The sequence below is a fragment of the Pseudomonas sp. S5D5 genome, assembly GCF_003013355.1.
Lineage (GTDB): Bacteria > Pseudomonadota > Gammaproteobacteria > Pseudomonadales > Pseudomonadaceae > Aquipseudomonas > Aquipseudomonas aylmerensis.
In genome coordinates, this window is sequence record NZ_PTEO01000001.1 from 3,055,109 (window position 1) to 3,074,514 (window position 19,406).

At 61.2% G+C, this 19,406-nt stretch carries 16 protein-coding genes; 3 read left to right on the forward strand and 13 right to left on the reverse strand.

Annotated elements, in window-relative coordinates; all coding sequences use genetic code 11:
- Positions 1-459: 459 nt before the first annotated feature.
- A complete protein-coding gene (locus C9990_RS14280) occupies positions 460-1,080 on the reverse strand; it encodes a LysE family translocator (protein WP_106805654.1) in 621 nt (206 codons plus the stop codon).
- A gap of 482 nt (positions 1,081-1,562) precedes the next feature.
- Positions 1,563-3,044 carry a methyl-accepting chemotaxis protein gene (locus C9990_RS14285; RefSeq protein WP_371920698.1) on the reverse strand — a complete coding sequence of 494 codons (1,482 nt, stop codon included), beginning with the start codon at positions 3,042-3,044 and terminating at the stop codon, positions 1,563-1,565.
- 247 nt (positions 3,045-3,291) lie between these two features.
- Here C9990_RS14285 and C9990_RS14290 point away from each other — a divergent pair, with 247 nt between their 5' ends.
- The gene (locus C9990_RS14290; protein ID WP_106803682.1) at positions 3,292-5,490 is read left to right on the forward strand and encodes an OsmC domain/YcaO domain-containing protein; all 2,199 of its coding nucleotides are present in this window, start codon (positions 3,292-3,294) and stop codon (positions 5,488-5,490) included.
- Between the two features lie 106 nt (positions 5,491-5,596).
- Here the strand turns inward: C9990_RS14290 and C9990_RS14295 are convergent, their stop codons facing one another.
- Positions 5,597-6,763 (reverse strand): cystathionine gamma-synthase, encoded by a 1,167-nt coding sequence (locus C9990_RS14295; RefSeq protein ID WP_106803683.1) that lies wholly within the window; start codon positions 6,761-6,763, stop codon positions 5,597-5,599.
- Positions 6,760-8,136, reverse strand: coding sequence for a cystathionine beta-synthase (locus tag C9990_RS14300; protein ID WP_106803684.1), 1,377 nt, complete (start codon positions 8,134-8,136; stop codon positions 6,760-6,762). The genes C9990_RS14295 and C9990_RS14300 overlap by 4 nt, the downstream gene beginning before the upstream one ends.
- A gap of 243 nt (positions 8,137-8,379) precedes the next feature.
- On the opposite strand from C9990_RS14300, the gene atzF reads away from it, so the two are divergent.
- Both atzF and C9990_RS14310 read left to right on the forward strand, forming a co-directional pair.
- Positions 8,380-10,176 (forward strand): allophanate hydrolase, encoded by a 1,797-nt coding sequence (gene atzF / locus C9990_RS14305; RefSeq protein WP_106803685.1) that lies wholly within the window; start codon positions 8,380-8,382, stop codon positions 10,174-10,176.
- Between the two features lie 2 nt (positions 10,177-10,178).
- Complete coding sequence (locus tag C9990_RS14310; RefSeq protein WP_106803686.1) at positions 10,179-10,874, forward strand: GntR family transcriptional regulator; 696 nt, start codon at positions 10,179-10,181, stop codon at positions 10,872-10,874.
- 388 nt (positions 10,875-11,262) lie between these two features.
- Here C9990_RS14310 and dapA read toward each other — a convergent pair whose 3' ends face one another.
- The 9 genes from dapA to C9990_RS14355 form a co-directional block, all read right to left on the reverse strand.
- Positions 11,263-12,126: a 4-hydroxy-tetrahydrodipicolinate synthase gene (dapA, locus tag C9990_RS14315; protein ID WP_106803687.1), complete on the reverse strand. Its 864-nt coding sequence runs from the start codon at positions 12,124-12,126 to the stop codon at positions 11,263-11,265.
- Positions 12,127-12,434: 308 nt separating this feature from the next.
- Positions 12,435-13,820: a hypothetical protein gene (locus C9990_RS14320; RefSeq protein ID WP_106803688.1), complete on the reverse strand. Its 1,386-nt coding sequence runs from the start codon at positions 13,818-13,820 to the stop codon at positions 12,435-12,437.
- Between the two features lie 111 nt (positions 13,821-13,931).
- A complete protein-coding gene (locus C9990_RS14325) occupies positions 13,932-14,411 on the reverse strand; it encodes a VOC family protein (protein ID WP_065908073.1) in 480 nt (159 codons plus the stop codon).
- Positions 14,412-14,444: 33 nt separating this feature from the next.
- Positions 14,445-14,837: an ester cyclase gene (locus C9990_RS14330; protein WP_106803689.1), complete on the reverse strand. Its 393-nt coding sequence runs from the start codon at positions 14,835-14,837 to the stop codon at positions 14,445-14,447.
- A 15-nt stretch (positions 14,838-14,852) separates the two neighbouring features.
- Positions 14,853-15,572: an SDR family oxidoreductase gene (locus tag C9990_RS14335; RefSeq protein ID WP_065908077.1), complete on the reverse strand. Its 720-nt coding sequence runs from the start codon at positions 15,570-15,572 to the stop codon at positions 14,853-14,855.
- Positions 15,573-15,614: 42 nt separating this feature from the next.
- The gene (locus tag C9990_RS14340; RefSeq protein WP_065908079.1) at positions 15,615-16,235 is read right to left on the reverse strand and encodes a LysE family translocator; all 621 of its coding nucleotides are present in this window, start codon (positions 16,233-16,235) and stop codon (positions 15,615-15,617) included.
- 87 nt (positions 16,236-16,322) lie between these two features.
- Entirely contained in the window at positions 16,323-16,832 is a 510-nt protein-coding gene (locus C9990_RS14345; protein ID WP_106803690.1) for a flavin reductase family protein, read from the reverse strand.
- Between the two features lie 156 nt (positions 16,833-16,988).
- Positions 16,989-18,020: a methionine synthase gene (locus tag C9990_RS14350; protein ID WP_106803691.1), complete on the reverse strand. Its 1,032-nt coding sequence runs from the start codon at positions 18,018-18,020 to the stop codon at positions 16,989-16,991.
- A gap of 25 nt (positions 18,021-18,045) precedes the next feature.
- Positions 18,046-19,029, reverse strand: a complete 984-nt coding sequence (locus C9990_RS14355) for a DUF1852 domain-containing protein (RefSeq protein WP_106803692.1) — start codon at positions 19,027-19,029, stop codon at positions 18,046-18,048.
- Positions 19,030-19,406 lie beyond the last annotated feature (377 nt).

A 19,406-nucleotide genomic window follows, 5' to 3' on the forward strand; every position in this document is an offset into this window, starting at 1 on the left:
GGGATCGGCGGTGTTAGCCTCGATTCCGGCCCACCCCAAGCAGCCTTGAGTCACACCCCATAATCCGCCGCCCCAAAAACCAAATGTGGGAGCCGTCGAGCCCCAGCGAGGCCGCGAAGGCGGTGGCATTGCCAATGAATTTAGTGCCTGACCCACCGCTTTCGCGGCCTCGCCAGGGCTCGACGGCTCCCACAGGGAATCGGCGGTGTTCGCCTCGATACGGGCCTACCGCAAGCAGCCTTGAGTCACACCCCATAATCCGCCGCCCCAAAGATCAAATGTGGGAGCCGTCGAGCCCCAGCGAGGCCGCGAAGGCGGCGGCATTGCCGATGAATTTAGTGCCTGACCCACCGCTTTCGCGGCCTCGCCGGGGCTCGACGGCTCCCACAAGGGGGGGCTTTGTCTCACCCGGAGAATTCAGTCATGTTGGCGTTACGCGTGGTTCGGAGAGCGAATGGCTCAGCGCCTGCTGAACGCCAGCCGCGCGGCAAACAACACGAAGATCACGCCGGTGGTGCGGTCCATCCACTGGATGACTTGCTCGCGACGCAGAAAGCCGGACAGTTGCTGCGTGGCGCCGATCAGCATCAGCGACCACAGCAGCCCGAGCACCACGTGGATGCTCACCAGGCCGAATGTCCAGGCGATCAGCGAATGCCCTTGCGGAATGAATTGCGGCAGGAAGGACACGTAGAAAATTCCCACCTTGGGGTTCAGCACATTCCCCAGCATGCCCTTGATAAACCAGTTGCCGCCGGGTTTCGCTTCGGGCGAAGCCGGCGCCAGTGAGCGACGTGGACGCAGCAGCATGTTCAAGCCCAGCCAGGCCAGGTAGGCCGCGCCACAGTATTTGAGCAGGTTGAATGCCACCTCGGACACCGCAATCAACGCGCCCAGGCCGAAGGCCACCGCCGCGCCCCACAGCAGGCAACCGGCGTTGATTCCCAGGGTGGCCTGCAGCGCCTGGCGTTTGCCTTCTACCGTGGCGGTCCGCAGCACCAGTGCGGTGTCGAGCCCGGGCGTGAGCGTCAGCAGGGTGGCGGCGAAGGTAAAGGCGATGAGGTTATCGGCAATGGACATGGCGAGGGGCTTCATGAGGGCGCGTGGGTGGACGTTACCTCATGCAGGTCCAGGTCGCAAAGGCGCGGGTAGCTTATGGGGGATAGCGTTGCTGGGGTGGGGGGCTTGTCGAGTCGTTGCACTGCTCGAGTTGGGTTGGGCAGGGGCCCTAATCAAGCAGAATGTGCAATGTCAGGCGAGGGTATTGGGGCTGCTGCGCAGCCCAACGCGGGCGGTGCGACGATTCGACAAGCCCGCTCGCCACAGGGGGCGCCTCTGCCACAGGAAGGTCCTTTGCCACAGAGGGCGCCTCTGCCACAGGAAGGTCCTTTACCACAGAGGGCCCCTTTGCCATAGGAAGAACCTTTGCCACAGGAAGAACCTTTGCCACAGGGGCCCCTTTGCCATAGCAGGGTCCTTTGCCCAGGGCTTCCTATGTCACAGGAATGTCCTATGTCACAGGAATGTCCTATGCCACAGGAAGCCCGCTGCCCCCATCGCACTCAGCGGTTGAAGCGTTCAACCAACGCGTATTGGGTGGACGCGGTATGGGTCAGTTCCTTGCTCAGGTCCGTGGATTGATGGGCTTGGATCGAGGTCTGGTCGGCCAGTTCGGCGATGGTGGTGATGTTGCGGCTGATCTCCTCGGCGACCGCGCTTTGTTCCTCGGTCGCGGCGGCGATCTGGGTGGTCATGTCGGTGATATGCGACACCGCTTCGCTGATGCCCACCAGTGCCTGGTCCGCTTCCAGCACCCAGGCCACGCCTTCCTCGGCCTGGCGCTGGCCGTGTTGCATGCTTTGCACGGCATTGTTGGAAGATGCCTGCAACTGAGTGATCAGCGCGTGGATCTGGGTGGTTGATTGCGTGGTGCGCTGGGCCAACTGGCGTACTTCGTCGGCCACCACCGCGAAGCCACGGCCCATGTCGCCGGCGCGCGCAGCCTCGATCGCGGCGTTGAGCGCGAGCAGGTTGGTTTGGTCGGCGATGCCCTTGATCACATCCACCACGCTGCCAATTTCGTCACTGTCCTTGGCCAACTGCGCCACGGTGACGCCCGTCTCGCCGACCACGGCAGACAGGCGCTCGATGGCTTCGCGGGTATCGCGCGCCACTTCGCGGCCACGCCCGGTCAGCACGTTGGCTTGCTGGGTGGCATCGGCGGTGCGTTGCACGTGACTGGCGACTTCCTGGGTGGTCGCGGCCATCTGGTTGACGGCGGCCGAGACCTGCTCGGTTTCGACGCGTTGGCGGTCCAGGCCGTTGGAGCTGGCCGTGGCCAATTGATCGGATTGGCCGGCGAGGGCGCTGAGTTGTTCGGCGCTGTCCTGCAGGCGGGTCAGGCACGTCTTCAGGCGTGCAGTCTGGCTGAGAAACGCGGTTTCCAAACGGGCTTGAGGCCCGCGTGCGTCACTGTACATCTGCGCGATCAAGGCATCCGAGGTCGACGGCTCGACACCCGCCAGCAGGCGCAAGGTGCTGCCCTGGCGAACTTGCGAGCACAGCACACCCACCGGCACTGCGACCGCCACGGCCACCGCAATAGCCAGCGGTGCACTGAGGAACAACCCGGCAACGCTGCCGGCAACGGCGGTCGCCACATAGGGTACGCAGCTCAAGGCCGCCGGCAGCCATGCATCCTGGCGCGGCACGCCTGGCTTGCCTTGGCTGATGCGCCGGTACAGCGCCTCGGCGCGACGGATTTCATCGGCGCTGGGTTTGACCCGCACCGACTCGAAACCCACCACATTGGCGCCTTCGAAGATGGGGGTGACATAGGCGTTGACCCAATAATGGTCGCCATTTTTCGCACGGTTCTTGACGATGCCCATCCAGGGCAGGCCTTGCTTGAGCGCGCTCCACATGTGCGCGAACAAGGCGGGGGGGACATCGGGGTGACGCACGATGTTTTGCGGCGCGCCGATCAGGTCGGCGCGGTTGAATCCGCTGATGGCGACAAAGGCATCGTTGCAGTAAGTGATCACACCCCGGACATCGGTGGCGGAGATGAGTTTTTGCGAAGACGCGAGTGAAATCTCGCGTTGTGTAACAGGCTGGTTGTTGCGCATTCCGACTACTCCCTGGTTGCACTCAGTCCATCGGCGCCAACTGCCAAAAGGTTAATGCACATTCGACAATTCGCCAGCCACTGGTCAAAAGCCTGAAACTTCCCGGTGAAACACTTCATAATGGCGGCCATTTTTATATAGCCCGTTATTCTGGTGTGCCCGCATGGAAATCAAGGTCAACTTTCTCGACAATCTCCGACTTGAAGCCAAGTTCGATGATTTCACGGTCATTGCCGACCAGCCTATTCGCTACAAGGGCGATGGCTCGGCGCCGGGGCCTTTCGATTACTTCCTGGCGTCATCGGCATTGTGCGCGGCGTACTTCGTGAAGTTGTATTGCCAGACGCGCAATATCCCCACCGACAATATTCGCCTGTCGCAGAACAACATCGTCGACCCGGAAAACCGCTATAACCAGATCTTCAAGATCCAGGTTGAATTACCCGCCGATATTTCTGACAAAGATCGCCAGGGCATCCTGCGTTCCATCGACCGTTGCACCGTGAAGAAAGTCGTGCAGGCCGGTCCCGAGTTTGTGATCGAGGAAGTCGACAACCTCGACGCCGACGCCCAGGCGTTGTTGATGCCTGGCGTGGGCACCGAAGCCGGCACCTATATCGCCGGCAAGGACCTGCCGCTGGAGCAGACCATCGCCAACATGTCGGCGATCCTCGCCGGCCTGGGGATGAAGATCGAGATCGCGTCGTGGCGCAATATCGTGCCCAATGTTTGGTCGCTGCACATCCGCGACGCGCATTCGCCGATGTGCTTCACCAATGGCAAGGGCGCGACCAAAGAGGGCGCACTGGCCTCGGCGCTGGGCGAATTCATCGAGCGGCTCAACTGCAACTTCTTCTACAACGACCAGTTCTGGGGTGAAGAGCTGGCCAACGCGCCATTCGTGCATTACCCGGACGAACGCTGGTTCCAGCCGGGTCGCAAGGATGAGCTGCCGAGCGAAATCCTCGATGCCTACTGCCTGAAGATCTACAACCGTGACGGCGAGTTGCGCGGCTCGCACCTGTACGACACCAACTCCGGCAATGAAGCACGTGGCATCGTTTCGCTGCCCTTCGTGCGCCAGTCGGACGGCGAAGTGGTGTACTTCCCCTCCAACCTGATCGAAAACCTCTACCTCAGCAACGGCATGAGCGCCGGCAACACCCTGGCCGAAGCCCAGGTGCAGTGCCTGTCGGAGATCTTCGAGCGCGCGGTGAAACGCGAAATCATCGAAGGCGAATTCGCCCTGCCGGATGTGCCGGCCGAGGTGCTGGCCAAATACCCGAGCATCCTCGCCGGTATCCAGGGCCTGGAAGCCCAGGGCTTCCCCGTACTGGTCAAGGACGCGTCCCTGGGCGGTGAATTCCCGGTGATGTGCGTGACGCTGATGAACCCGCGCACCGGCGGCGTATTCGCCTCGTTCGGCGCACACCCGAGCCTGGAAGTCGCGCTGGAGCGCAGCCTCACCGAGCTGCTCCAGGGCCGCAGTTTCGAAGGCTTGAACGATCTGCCCCAGCCGACTTTCGAAGGCCACGCAGTGACCGAGCCGAACAACTTCGTCGAGCACTTCATCGATTCCAGCGGCGTGGTCTCGTGGCGCTTCTTCAGTGCCCAGTCGGACTACGAATTCGTCGAATGGGACTTCTCCGGCCAGGGGGAAAACTCCAACGCCGAAGAAGCCGCGACGCTGTTCGGCATTCTGGAAGGTATGGGCAAAGAGTCCTACATGGCGGTGTACGAACACCTCGGCGCTACGGCATGCCGCATCCTGGTGCCGGACTACTCGGAAATCTACCCGGTGGATGACCTGATCTGGGACAACACCAACAAGGCGCTGTTTTTCCGCGCCGATATCCTCAACCTGCACAGCCTCGACGACGAGGCGCTGCAGGCACTGGCCGAGCGCCTGGTGGAAAGCGAGCTGGACGACTACACCGACATCACCACCTTGATCGGCATCGAGTTCGACGACAACACCGCGTGGGGCCAACTGACCATCCTGGAGCTGAAGCTGCTGATCTACCTCGCCCTCAAGCAGTACGAAGAGGCCAAGGAGTGCGTGGAGATGTTCCTGCAGTACAACGACAACACCGTGGAACGCGGGTTGTTCTACCAGGCGGTGAACGCGGTGCTGGAGATGGAACTGGACGAAGACTTGGAGCTGGCGGACTACGAGGCCAACTTCCGCCGCATGTTTGGCAATGAGCGGATGGACGCGGTGATCGGCTCGGTCGAGGGCAGCGTGCGTTTCTACGGGCTGACGCCCACCAGCATGAAGCTGGAAGGGCTGGACCGGCATCTGCGCCTGATCGACAGCTACAAGAAACTGCACAGCGCACGGGCCAATGTAACGTCAAGCTGATGGACTTATGTGGGAGCTTGGCCGGCGATTGCATCACCGCGAAGCAACTGGTGCCCCGAGGTGTCTGCATCGCCGGCCAAGCTCCCACAAAGGCCCGTTTCCTCGGTTAGATCTGCGCCAACGCCTGGGCCAGGTCGGCGCGCAAATCCTCCACATCCTCGACCCCTACCGACAACCGCACCAACCCATCGCCGATCCCCAACTGCGCGCGCGTGGCGGCGGGGATGCTGGCGTGGGTCATGATCGCCGGGTGCTCGATCAGGCTCTCCACGCCGCCGAGGCTTTCGGCCAGGGCGAAGATCTTGACGTTCTCCAGGAAGCGCGTGGCGCCCGCCAGGTCGCTGTTGAGGTCCACCGAGATCATCCCGCCAAACCCACGCATCTGTTTACGCGCCAGTTCATGCTGGGGGTGGGACGTGAGGCCCGGATAGTACACCCGCGCCACTCGCGGTTGCTGTTCCAGCCAGGTGGCGAGGTCGAGGGCGTTGCTGCAATGGCGTTCCATGCGCAGCGCCAGGGTTTTCACGCCGCGCAGGGTCAGGAAGGCGTCGAAGGGGCCGGCGATGGCGCCGACCGAGTTCTGCAGGAAGCCCAGGCGCTCGGCGAGCGCGGGGTTGTCACCGACGATGGCGATGCCGCCGATCACGTCGGAGTGGCCATTGAGGTATTTGGTGGTGGAGTGCACCACCACATCAAAGCCCAGCTCCAGCGGACGCTGGATCCAAGGGCTGGCGAAGGTATTGTCGGCCACGCAGATGATGTCGCGGTCGCGGCAGATACGTGCGATCGCGCTGAGGTCGGTGAGGCTCAGCAGCGGATTGCTCGGGGTTTCGACCCAGACCATGCGCGTGTCGTCCTGCAACGAGGCTTCGAAAGCCGACAGGTCACTCAGGTCGACAAAGCTGAAGCGGTGCCCGGCGCTGCGTTGGCGCACTTTGTCGAATAAACGGAAGGTACCGCCGTACAAGTCATTGCCGGAGACGATATGAGCGCCGGCGTCGAGCAGTTCCAGCACGGTGGAAATCGCCGCCAGCCCGGACGCAAAGGCAAACGCCTGGCTGCCGCCTTCGAGGTCGGCGACGCAGCGTTCCAGGGCAAAGCGCGTGGGGTTGTGGGAGCGGCCATAGTCGAAGCCCTTGTGTACACCGGGGCTGTCTTGCAGGTAGGTGGAGTTGGCGTAGATCGGTGGCATCAGCGCGCCCGTGGTCGGGTCGGGTGATTGCCCGGCGTGGATCACGCGGGTGGCAAATGCACTTTTATCGGGCTGACTCATACAAGGGATCTCCGCAGGTGGTTAAGCAGGTCGACGCGCGTGATCAGGCCGTGGAAGCCCGAGGCGTCGGCGATTATGGCGACCAGGCCGCGATCCAGTTCCGCCTGCAGTTCGGCGAGGCTGGCGCTGGGGGCCAGGGTCTGCAGGTGATCGGTCATGGCGCTGGCGACGACCATGGAAAAATCTGCCGCGTCGTGATGCAGGCCGAGCAGGATGTCGGACTCGTCGATGACGCCGACCAGGGTCTGGCCGTCGACCAGTACCGGCAGTTGCGAGACATCCGCCAGGCGCATGCGCTGGAAGGCGGTGAGCAGGGTGTCATCGGGGCTCACGCTGATCACGCGGCCATCTTCGAAGCGGCGCGCGATCAGGTCGCGCAGGTCGCCGTAGTGTTTGTATTGCAACAAGCCGGCGTCGTTCATCCACTGGTCGTTGTAGACCTTCGACAGGTAGCGCGTGCCGGTGTCGCACACAAAGGTCACCACGCGCTTGGGTTCGGTCTGTTCGCGGCAATAGCGCAGGGCGGCGGCGAGCAGGGTGCCGGTGGAGGAACCGCCGAGAATGCCCTCGGCCTTGAGCAGTTGGCGCGCGTGGTCGAAGCTTTCTTCATCGCTGATGGAGTAGGCGTGGCGCACGCTGGAGAGGTCGGCAATCGAGGGGATGAAGTCTTCGCCGATGCCTTCCACGGCCCAGGAACCGGGAGTTTCCAGCTGGCCGCTGCGGCTGTATTCGGCCATCACCGAGCCCACCGGGTCGGCCAGGACCATTTCCAGTTCCGGTTGGACGCGCTTGAAGAAGCGGGTCAGGCCGGTGAGGGTGCCGGCCGAGCCGACACCCACCACGATTGCGTCGACATCATGCTGGGTCTGCGCCCAGATTTCCGGCGCTGTGCTGGTTTCGTGGGCCAGGGGGTTGGCCGGGTTGTTGAACTGGTCGGCAAAGAATGAACCGGGAATATCCTTGGCCAGGCGCGCGGCCACGTCCTGGTAGTACTCGGGGTGGCCCTTGCCCACGTCGGAGCGGGTGATATGCACTTCGGCGCCCATGGCCTTGAGGTGCAGCACCTTTTCCGTGGACATCTTGTCGGGCACCACCAGCACCACCCGATAGCCCTTCGCCCGGCCGACCAACGCCAGGCCCAGGCCAGTGTTGCCGGCGGTGGCCTCGATAATGGTGCCGCCCTCGCGCAGGCGGCCGTCGCGTTCGGCGGCGTCGATCATGGCCAGGCCGATGCGGTCCTTGATGGAGCCGCCGGGGTTCTGTGATTCAAGTTTGAGAAAGAGTGTGCAGGGGCCGGTATCGAAACGGCTGACCCGAACCAGCGGCGTATTGCCGATCAGCTCGAGGACGGCGGGGCGGGAAAGCGTGGGCATGTCTTCACCTGATTGCGAATGGGATGGACAGCAAAATGCACGGCATGGCTTGGAACATAGGCCGGTATCGGGCGGGTCGCAACCGCGCGGTCCGCTGAATGTCTTTTTTTGGCGCATGGGCGATGGGTGGGTGCGCTATCAGCGGGCAGGGTTTGAGTGCATGTCCGCGCATTCATTGGGTTTCGAGGTTGGCCTGGGGTTTGCTTCCACTTATCCAAACTTGGATACAAGATGGAGTTTCCCATGCACAACGCGTTTGGCTGGACCCTCGCCGAGTGGCTTGACGGCTACCGTAGCGGCAGCATCACCCCGGATATTCTGCTGACCCTCGCCGCTGAGTACCCCGGCGATGACAACGCCTGGATCGCCCGTGCGACCCCGGCGCAGTTGACCGAACAACTGGCGCAGTTGAGCGCGCGCCTGGCGGCGGTGGACGGTGATGTCACCCAGCTGGCGCTGTATGGCGTGCCATTCGCAATCAAGGACAATATCGATGCGGCCGGCTGGGACACCACGGCGGCCTGTCCAGAATTTGCCTACACGGCGGCGCAGGATGCATCTGTAGTCCAACGGCTGCGCGAAGCCGGCGCGATCCTGATGGGCAAGACCAACCTCGATCAGTTCGCCACGGGCCTGGTGGGCACACGCTCGCCCTATGGCGCGGTGGGCAATAGCTTTGACGCGGATTACGTCAGCGGAGGCTCCAGCTCTGGCTCGGCGTCGGTGGTGGCGCGTGGGCTGGTGGCGTTTTCCCTGGGCACCGACACCGCAGGCTCCGGGCGCGTGCCGGCGGGGTTCAACAATATCGTCGGGTTGAAGCCGACCAAGGGCCGCCTGTCCAATACCGGGCTCGTGCCGGCGTGCCGCACCGTGGATTGCATCTCGGTGTTTGCGTTGACCGTCGAATGCGCCGAAAGCGTGATGCGCGTTGCTGAGGGCTACGATGCCAGCGACGCCTATTCGCGTGTGAACCCGCATACCGCACCGGTCGCGGTGGGGGCGGCGATCAAGCTGGCGATTCCGGCGAGCCTGGAGTTTTTTGGCGATACCCTCAACCAGGCGGTGTTTGAGCATGCGGTGCAAGGCTTCAAGGCCCTGGGCGCGGTGATCACCCCGGTGGACTTCAGCGCGTTCAAGGCCCTCGCGGACCAGTTGTATTTCGGCCCGTGGGTCGCCGAGCGTACCGTCGCCCTGGAACGCATGCTGGAGCAGCAACCGGAGGCGATCAACCCGGTGGTGCGCGGCATTGTCGAGAGTGGCCGCCAGTACAGCGCGTGCGACGCCTACAAGGCTGAGTACTTGCGGGCCGAGCTGAGCCGGCGCATCAACGACACGCTGGCGGGTATCGACGCGTTGCTGGTGCCCACGTCGCCAACGCTTCGCACCCAGGCGGAAATGGCCCAGGAGCCGGTGCGCTACAACTCGCAGTTCGGCTATTACACCAACTTCACTAACCTCGCCGACCTGTCGGCCCTGGCGCTCCCGGCGGGCCTGCGCAGCGATGGGTTGCCCAGCGGGATTACCTTGCTGGCACCGGCCTGGCACGACACGGCCTTGGCCCACCTGGGCAAACGCTGGCAGGCCAGCCTGGACCTGCCCTTGGGCGCCACCGAACGTTATTTGCCCGCGCCGGCCACCGCGCTGCAGGCGCCTGGCAGCGTGCGGGTGGCGGTAGTGGGCGCGCACCTGACCGGCATGCCGCTGAACGTGCAACTGACCTCGCGCAACGCGGTGTTGGTAGAGCAAACCCTGACGGCCGACAACTATCGGCTCTATGCCCTGCCGGGCACCGTGCCGCCCAAGCCGGGGCTGGCCAGGGCAGACAGCGGGCGTGCGATTGTTGTCGAGCTGTGGGATATGCCGATTGCGCGCTTCGGTGAATTCGTCGCCGAGATCCCGGCGCCCTTGGGAATCGGCAATCTGCTGCTGGCGGATGGGCGCAGCGTCAAAGGTTTTATCTGCGAGCCTTGGGCCCTGGCCGACGCCCTCGACATCACCGAGTTTGGCGGCTGGCGCGCCTTTATTGCGAGCCGGGGGTAGGCATGCAACTGGCGACGATGACAACCGCCAAGCCACGGCCGCACAGCCTGGCTGAACAGGTCTATGCGCAGCTCAAGGCGGATATTTTCGAGTTCCGCCTGCTGCCGGGCGATCGCTTCAGCGAAGGTGACGTGGCCATGCGCATGCAGGCCAGCCGTACCCCGGTGCGCCAGGCGCTTTATCGCCTGGAGAAGGAAGGGTACGTGCAGGTGTATTTTCGCAGCGGCTGGCAGGTCAAGCCGTTCGACTTCGCGTATTTCGAAGAGCTGTATGACGTGCGCATTGTGCTGGAACTGGCAGCGGTCAGCCGCTTGTGCGCGATGGACGAACCGAGCCCTGTATTGCAGGCCTTGCAAGCGATCTGGCAGGTGGAAGCGGCGGAGCGGTTGCAGGACACCCAGGCCGTCTCGGCACTGGATGAGCGTTTTCATTGTGACCTGGTGCACGCCACGGGCAATGGCGAAATGGCGCGTATGCATTACGCCATTACGGAAAAAATCCGCATCATCCGCCGGCTCGACTTTACCCAGGCGTCACGCATTGCGGCGACGTACGAGGAGCACGGGCAAATCCTCGCGGCCATCCTGCAACGCCAGACCGATCAGGCGCAGCACCTGCTCAAGCGCCATATTGAACTGAGTAAACAGGCCGTGCGCGAGATCACGCTGCACAGGTTGCATATGGCGAGGCAGGGTTGAGGTTCTGAATCAGGCTGAGCTGTTGTGGCAAGTGGGCGGATTGTGGCAAGTGAGTTTTTTGTGGCAAGCAGGCCTTTTTGTGGCAGGCAAGCTTTTTTGTGGTGAGCGCGCTTGTTGTGGCGAGCGGGCTTGCCCCGCGTTGGGCTGCGAAGCAGCCCTAAAACCATCCACCGAGAATTGCCTGACACACCGCATTTTGCTGGACTGGGGCTGCTGCGCAGCCCAACGCGGGGCAAGCCCGCTCACCACAAAAAAGCCTGCCCACCACAAAAAAGCCTGCTCACCACAAAAAAGCCAGTTCACCACAAAAAAGCCTGCTCACCACAAAAAAAAGCCCACTCACCAGAAAAATGCGGGCCCTGGCAACAAGAGGCCTGTTTATCAGCGCTTATGCGCGAACTCCTTGAAGCTCGCGCAACCGTGTCACCACCGCCTCGCTGGCCCGTTGCATCGGGGCGCGCAGCTCGTCGCTGATCAAACCTTCGAGGGCCAGCGCTGCCTTCACCGGTGCCGGGTTGGGCTCCATGAACATCGTGTTGATCAACGGCACCAATTCCAAAAACGTCGTCCGGGCCTCGGCCAGTTGGTTATCGCGCACCTGCTGCCACAGCGCCACAAACTCTGCGGTACGCACATGCGCCGATGCCGCAATCGCACCGCTGGCACCCAGGCACAGCGCATTGAAGATCTGGATATCCTCGCCGCACAACACATCCACCGCACCACTGGCCAGCAGCGCCAGGGTGGTGTCCAGGCTGCCGCCGCAATCCTTGATCGCCACGATGCGTTCGTGCGCGACGATGTTGAGCAAGGTCGCCTGCTCGAAGGTCACGCCGGTGCGGTAGGGAATGTCGTAGAGAATGATCGGCGCGCTGGACGCGTCGGCCACTGTGCGAAAGAACGCCTCAAGGCCGGCCTGGGACGGGCGGATGTAACTCGGCGCAGGCACCAGCAGGCCAGCCACTGGGCGCTTGAGGACCTCGCCCTGGAACTGCAGCAGTTCACCCTGGTTATTGCCCGCCAGGCCCATTACCACGCGGTGCGCCGGCACCCATTGCAACACCGCATCGAGCACGGCCAGTTGTTCCGCACGGCTCAGCGACGCCGCTTCGCCGGTGGTGGTACACACCATGATTCCGGCTACGTGCTGTTCCAGCAGATGGCTGACCAGCCGGTGCAGGCCGATGAAATCGATGGCGCCGTCCTGGAACGGCGTGACTACGGGAACCCAGATACCTTGAAACGAGGACATGCATTTTCTCCTGATGATTGACCGCTTGAGTCACCGTCAGAAGGGCATGGGAAATTGTGCAAAGGGGGAGGGAGTCCGTCGCGCTCAATGTCCTGTCAGCTCATCTGACGGGACAGCGCGCCCCGGTCACATGAGCGACTGTTTCTTCGATTTGAGGGCGTGCGCAACGCAACCTTGCGCCTTGGCAATCAAGCCAATGACGGAAAGGTTAACGGAGGACATTGCGGACATTGACTGACACACCCTGAATAAGGCCTCCATCTTCATGGAATATTACAGGGTGTGTCAACGATGTTTATTTGGCGCTGTTATTCGAATCGATCGATGCGCGAATCGGAGTAGAAAAACTCATTCTTGTCCGTGCTGGACTCGTGGAAATACGCATAGTCGGTCAGGTAGAACAGGTGGTTGACGCGGTTGTACTTGTCGTCGTCGGTACGGCACGACAAGGCCTTAGCGCTGCCCAGCAGCTTGGGATTGAGTTCACTCGCCGGCAATTCGCGCTCGACCACGCAGCGCGTGACCTGCTGCTTGTTGTAGCTGCCGAGCAAGCTGTTGAGGGTCGAGCGATTGATCTGGTAGACCACCGTGTCGCCGACCGGCAGTTCCTTCCAGTTACCGGTGAGGCTCAGCTGGGTCAGCGTCGAGCTTTCGGCCATGCTCGAGAAGGTCGACTTGGACACCAGTTCGATCAGGTTGCGCCAGCTCACCGACTGCGACTCGTAGCCATCGCCACGCAGGGCGATCGCCTGCTGGCCGCTCGCCGCGTCCTGGCTGATGAACTGCTCGATGGTCGAATTGCTGGTCTTGCCTTTCATGGTCGAGGTGCCGGTGAAGTGCACGTACTTCAGGGTCCGCGCCGGCTTGTCCTGCTTGAACGGCGCCAACGCGGCGAGGACTTGTGGCTGCACCGAGGTCAAGGCGATGTTGGCCGGCGCTTTCAGGCGCGGCTTGAACACCGGCAGTGCGGCGATTTTCTCTGGGGTGGCGCAGACATGCTTGAACAGCAACTCGTAGTCGTCATTGCTGCCGGCCATCGCGCGCGGCGTCGGGAAGCTGTCGACGCGGCCGTCGCTGACACGATTGCGTGCGTCCAGGTCATACCCGGCCAGTTCCTTGTAGGTGCCGTTTGCGCAGGACACCGCAAAGTGCTCGCGTTTTTGCGCGTACGGCGCGTCGTAGGGCAGGTCGTTGAGCACCGTGGGGTTATCGAACGCCGCCCAGAAGCGGGTTTCACCCTGCACGGTCTTGACGCTGGCGGCGTCGATCAGCACCCAGTTATCGCGATCGTCGCTCTTGACCAGGCGCCAGTCAGGCTTGGGCGTCTCGGCACAGGCACGCACGAAGGTCGGGTTGGCGGCCAACTTTGCATACAGGTCGGCGGACAGCTCGCGCGCTTTGCTGTAGCGCCCGGCTTTCAGCGGATAGACACGCTGCGAGCCGTCGATGTACAGCAGGTACAGTTGTGGCGACGAGCACGCGGCTTCGAACTGCATGGTAGGGCGCATGCCGGTTTTGAATTCGGGCATCAGCACTTCGAAACTCAGCAGGTCGCCTTCGCGCACGATGCTGTTCTCGACCAGCGGTTGGCCCAAGGTAACGGCGAACATTTGGTCGACTCTGTTGGCCTGGGTGGCGCAACCGGACAAGGTGGCGATGCCACCGGCAAGCAATAGGGAAGTTAAAACGCGCACAAGAGCCTCATTGAGTCCATTCGGGGATGTAAGGGTGACGGCAGGGGAGTGTCAATCTTTAAGGTTATCGCATCGGGGCCTCAGGGACCTAACCCCAAGGCCCGCCGTTGTTTAGCCCTTGATGGCGGCTTCAATGGCGGCAATGTCGATTTTGGTCATGGTCATCATCGCGTCGAAGGCACGCTTGGCGATCTTCTGGTCCGGATTGGAGACGGCGGCGGTCAATACCCTCGGCGAGATCTGCCACGACAGCCCCCATTTGTCCTTGCACCAACCACAGACGCTGGCCTGGCCGCCGTTGTCGATGATTGCATTCCAGTACCGGTCGGTTTCCGCCTGATCATCGGTGGCCACCTGAAAGGAAAACGCCTCGGAGTGCGTGAAGATCGGGCCGCCATTCAGGCCGATGCACGGGATGCCCATCACCGTGAATTCCACGGTCAGCACATCACCCTGCTTGCCGGAAGGGTAGTCGCCGGGTGCCAGGTGCACGGCATCGACCGTGCTGTCCGGGAAGGTGCTGGCATAGAAGCGGGCAGCCTCCTCGGCGGCGCCGTGGTACCAGAGGCAGAGGGTGTTCTTGCTTTTCATGGTCGGTCTCCACAGGTGACGGGTGTATGGAGTCTAGACGCCGAGCTGCGCTTCGATAGCCGCCTTGTCGATCACCGACCATACGTGCGCAAACCGGCCGTCGAGCACTTCATAAAACACGTTTTCATCGAATTTCACCTGCCGGCCATTGATCGGCAGCCCGAAGAATTCGCCCCTGGGCGTGACGTTGAAATTCAGCCGGCTGGCCACCGTGGGCGGGTCGGCGACCAGCAGTTGGATGCGAAATACCAGGTCGGGGATTTCGCGGAAGTCACGCTCCAGCATCGCGCGGTAACCGTCGAGGCCGACCCGTGTGGCGTTGTAGGTCACGTCCGGGTGGACGAAGTCGCCCAGGCGATCCCAGTCCTGCTGGTTGAGGCAGTCGATGTAGCCTCGGTAAAGGTCGGCGAGTTCGTTGCGGGTCATGCGCAGGCTCCTCGGTCAAAAGCGCTCGTCCAGAATCGCCGGCAGGGTGATGTCCTTGACGAAACTGGCGGAAGACAGACTCAGCGTCATGCGCACCACCTGCACCACATCGTGCACGGGAATCGAGTGGCCTTCACCGCGTTGCTCGGCCACCGCACGCGGTGTGCTCAAGGGGTCTTCGGTGTTGAGGTAGCCGAGGTTCAGGCAGGTGACGCCCAGGCGTTGCTGGCGATAGCCTTCACGCAAGGCATCGGCGATACCGCGCAAGGCGAACTTGGAAGCTCCGAAGGCAACCTCAGGCCGGCCACTTTGCGGCAGGCCGGAAGTGGAGCCGGTCAGGATGATGCGTGGATTTTTGCTCTTCAGCAGCACCGGCAACAGCCGCTTGATCAGCAGGATCGTCGAGGTGATGTTGCAATTGACGATGGCTTCCAACTGGTCATCGTCGTCAGCCAGGAACGCGTAAGCCGGGTCAAACGCCAGTGCCTCCCAGATGCCGAGGTTGTAGATCAGCGTGTCCAGGCCGTCATCGGCTATTGCGTCTGCGATGACCTGTGCCGCCTTGGCCGGCTCCGCGAGGTTGGCCTCGACCCAGCGCACCTGCACGCCGGCCCGTTGCTCCAAGTGTCCGGGATGGGAGCGGGACACGCCGATCAGTGTGTCCCCAGGCTCACCAAGCCCCTCGATCAGGGCCTTGCCCAACCCTTTGCTTGCACCGACCACCATGGTTTTCATTGAGTGTCTCCTTGACAGGGAAATCCGCTGAGGCGAGCAAGCTTACGCCCGACGCGCCATCAACAACACCGTCGCCGCTGCCGACAACAGCCCTGCGCAGCAACGATTGAAGATCCGCTTGCCGCGTGGCTCGGCGAACCAGCGCCGCATATGCAGGCCCATATAGGCGTAGGCGCTGATAGCAATCCATTCGAGCATCAGGAACAACGCACCCAGCAGCGCAAATTGCGGCGTGATCGGCTGCCCCGGCACCACGAACTGCGGGAGGAACGCGGTGAAGATCAAAATTGCCTTCGGATTACCGGCCGCGACCAGAAACTCCTGGCGCGCCAACGCCCACAATCCCACCTTGGCCGCGGTCGATTGCGCCTCTGCCTCGGGATTCGCCCGCCACAGCTGAAACGCCAGGTAGAACAGATACGCCGCGCCCACGATCTTGATCGCGTAGAACAACAACTCCGAGGTTTGCAGCACCACCGCAAGGCCGGCGGAGGCGAGGGCGATCATGCCGGCGAAGGCCAGCAAGCGGCCGATCCCCGCGAGGCAGGAGGTGCGGTAGCCGTAGCGGGTGGAGTTGCTCACGGACAGCAGATTGTTCGGGCCAGGCGCCATGTTCAGGGCGAAGCAGGCAGGGAGGAAAAGGGCGAGGGTGGCGAGGTCCATGGCGGCTCCGGTTCTCGGGTCTGGGGAGAAGGAGGATAACGGCAGTCGGTGCGGTTGAGCCAGCGCAAGGGCGGCCGTCGTAGAGACTCACACCTCGGTGTGCGTGGCGAGGTTGCAATATTGTCCTTTGAAATACAGCAATGGCTGCGTGGCAGCGGTCTCTTGCAGGTTCAACGCTTTCACTTCACCGATCACGATCAGGTGGTCACCTGCGGCGTATTCGGCATGAATTTCGCAATCAAGCCAGTGCAGGCTGCCGCCAAGGAGCGGATTGCCCAGCGGCGATGCCTGCCATTCGACGCCGTGCCATTTGTCGGTGCCTCGGCGAGCGAACTGGTTGGAAATCGTGACTTGCTCACCGGACAGGATATTCACGGCGAACCGACCCGCCTGGCGGATTCTGGGGTAGCTGGCCGAACTCGACATCACGCTGAAAGACACCAACGGTGGGCTCACCGACACGCTGTAGAACGACTGGCAAGTGAAGCCAATGGGCTCGCCATCCACGTGTGAAGTAATCACGGTGATACCGGATGCGTAGTGCCCGAGCGCTTCGCGAAAGCTCAATGGCTCGATAGCCATGTTGGCGAGTGACATAGTAGGTCCTGGATAAGGGCGGCAGCTTGATCGTAGTGAGAAAAGCCTGGGGGCGACTGGATGTTTGGCGGGCTGCAGGCTTCAGGAAGTCTTTTTCAGAATCTCCCTGAAACCCTCGCCGGCCTGGATCACCCGCCTATGGCTGGAGCCATGAACTCACGCGTTCAAGAGTTCTCGTCGAACGATTTCTGCGCCTGCACTGAGCGCGTTCAGTTTGCCTCTCGCTACGCGACGCGGTAGGGGCGCCATGCCGCAGTTGGTGCACGGATAGAGCTTGTCGGCATCGACAAACTGCAGGGCTTTGCGCAGGGTGTTGGCGACTTCCTCGGGTGTCTCAATGGTGTCGGTTGCCACGTCGATGGCGCCGACCATCACCTTTTTACCCCGGATGAGTTCAATCAACTCCATCGGGACATGAGAGTTGTGACATTCCAGCGAGATGATGTCGATGCTGGATTTTTGCAGCTTGGGGAAGGCCTCTTCATATTGACGCCATTCCGAGCCCAGGGTCTTTTTCCAATCGGTATTGGCCTTGATGCCGTAGCCATAGCAAATATGCACAGCGGTTTCGCACTTGAGGCCTTCGATGGCCCTTTCCAGGGTTGCCACTCCCCAATCGTTGACTTCGTCAAAGAAAACGTTAAAAGCGGGCTCGTCGAATTGAATAATGTCGACGCCAGCCGCTTCCAGTTCCCTGGCTTCCTGATTGAGGATTTTGGCGAATTCCCACGCGAGTTTTTCGCGACTCTTGTAGTGGTTGTCATAAAGCGTATCGATCATGGTCATCGGGCCTGGCAACGCCCACTTGATCGGCTGCCGGGTCTGCTGACGCAGAAACTTGGCATCTTCAACAAACACGGGCTTTTGGCGGCTCACCGCGCCCACCACCGTCGGCACGCTCGCGTCATAACGATCACGAATCCTGACCGTCTCGCGTTTCTCGAAATCTACGCCGCTGAGGTGCTCGATGAACGTCGTGACGAAATGTTGGCGCGTCTGCTCACCGTCACTGACGATGTCAATGCCGGCGTGTTGTTGCTCCTGCAGCGCCAAACGCAACGCATCCTGCTTGCCCTCGATCAATGCCTCATCCTGCAGCTTCCAGGGTGACCACAGTGTCTCTGGTTGTGCGAGCCAGGAGGGTTTCGGCAAGCTGCCAGCCGTGGAGGTGGGTAACAATTTTTTCATTCGGGATAACCTTGTATTGGCTGAGTCAAAGCGCGCAGTTGGCGGACCATTGTTCAAGAATGGCGTGGTACGGCTTGATGAAGTTCTCTTCAACAAACTGGCCCTGCTCAATCGCCAGGCGGCTACGTTCCTCACGGTCATAAACAATGCGCGTCAAGGAGTAGTCCTGGTGCTTCAAGCTCGGTTGATAGGACTTTCCGGCTGCAGAGTTCGCGTTGTAGATCTCGGGCCGGTAAATCTTCTGGAACGTGTCCATCGTGCTGATAGTGCTGATAAGTTCAAGGTTGGTGTAATCACCCAGCAGGTCGCCGGAAAAATAAAACGCCAACGGCGCAACACTGTTTGATGGCATGAAATAACGGACTTTTAAACCCATCTTCCTGAAATAGTCATCGGTCAAGGAGTGTTCATCTTGCTGATATTCAACCCCAAGTACCGGGTGCTGGTTTTCAGTTCGGTGATAAGTCTTGGTGTTTGAAACGCTCAGGCATATCACCGGCGGTTTATTGAAGTTGTCCTTGTAGGTGCTGGAGTTCACGAAGTATTTGAAGAGCTTGCCGTGCAAGTCTCCGAAATTCTCTGGCGTGCCAAAGGTGGGCTGATGCTTGTTGTGGTCCAGCAGTACCACGCTGAAATCATAGTCGCGCACGTAGGAAGAGAAGTTGTTGCCTACGATGCCGTCGATGCGCTCGTTGGTGTTCAGGTCGACGATGGTGGTTTTCAATACTTCAATCAGCGGAATGGCACGGCCACTGTGTTCGACATCAATGCCCATTTCAACCGAGATGATTTCAAGTTCAACGGTGTAACGATCGCCTTTGGGATTGTCCCAGTGCGCCAGGGCATTGAAGCGATTGTCAATCATCCTTAGTGTATTGCGCAGGTTCTCTTGACGACTCTGGCCCCGGGCCAAGTTGGCGAAATTAGTGGTGATGCGTGTATTTTCCGAGGGGTGATAGTGCTCGTCGAAGCGAAGGCGCTTCAGCGTAAATGTAAACTCGTTGTTCATTTTGATCTGACACCCTGATGCCTGAGATAAAACCCGACGACATGAAATGCACTGATGAGTGCTATTCCGCCGGCCTGTTTGGTTTTGGCTCAGTAGTCTTTATATGATCTGTCTTAGAGGTGTAGTTTAGGCCGGGGGTTAGAGTTAGAGATAATGAATTGATTTCACTGAAGCGTTAGCCCTCCTCATGATGGGGTGGGTGGGTTCAGAGTTGATATCTTCAGTGCCTGACAGGGCCTCTTCGCAGCCTCGCTGGGGCTCGACAACTCCCACAGGGGATTGGGGTTGTTTGTGGGGTTGGGGTTGGCTTGATGATGGGGCGGCGCCTGGGATTTTTTTCATGGTGCGGAATAGCCTGCTGATAAAACACGGGCCCC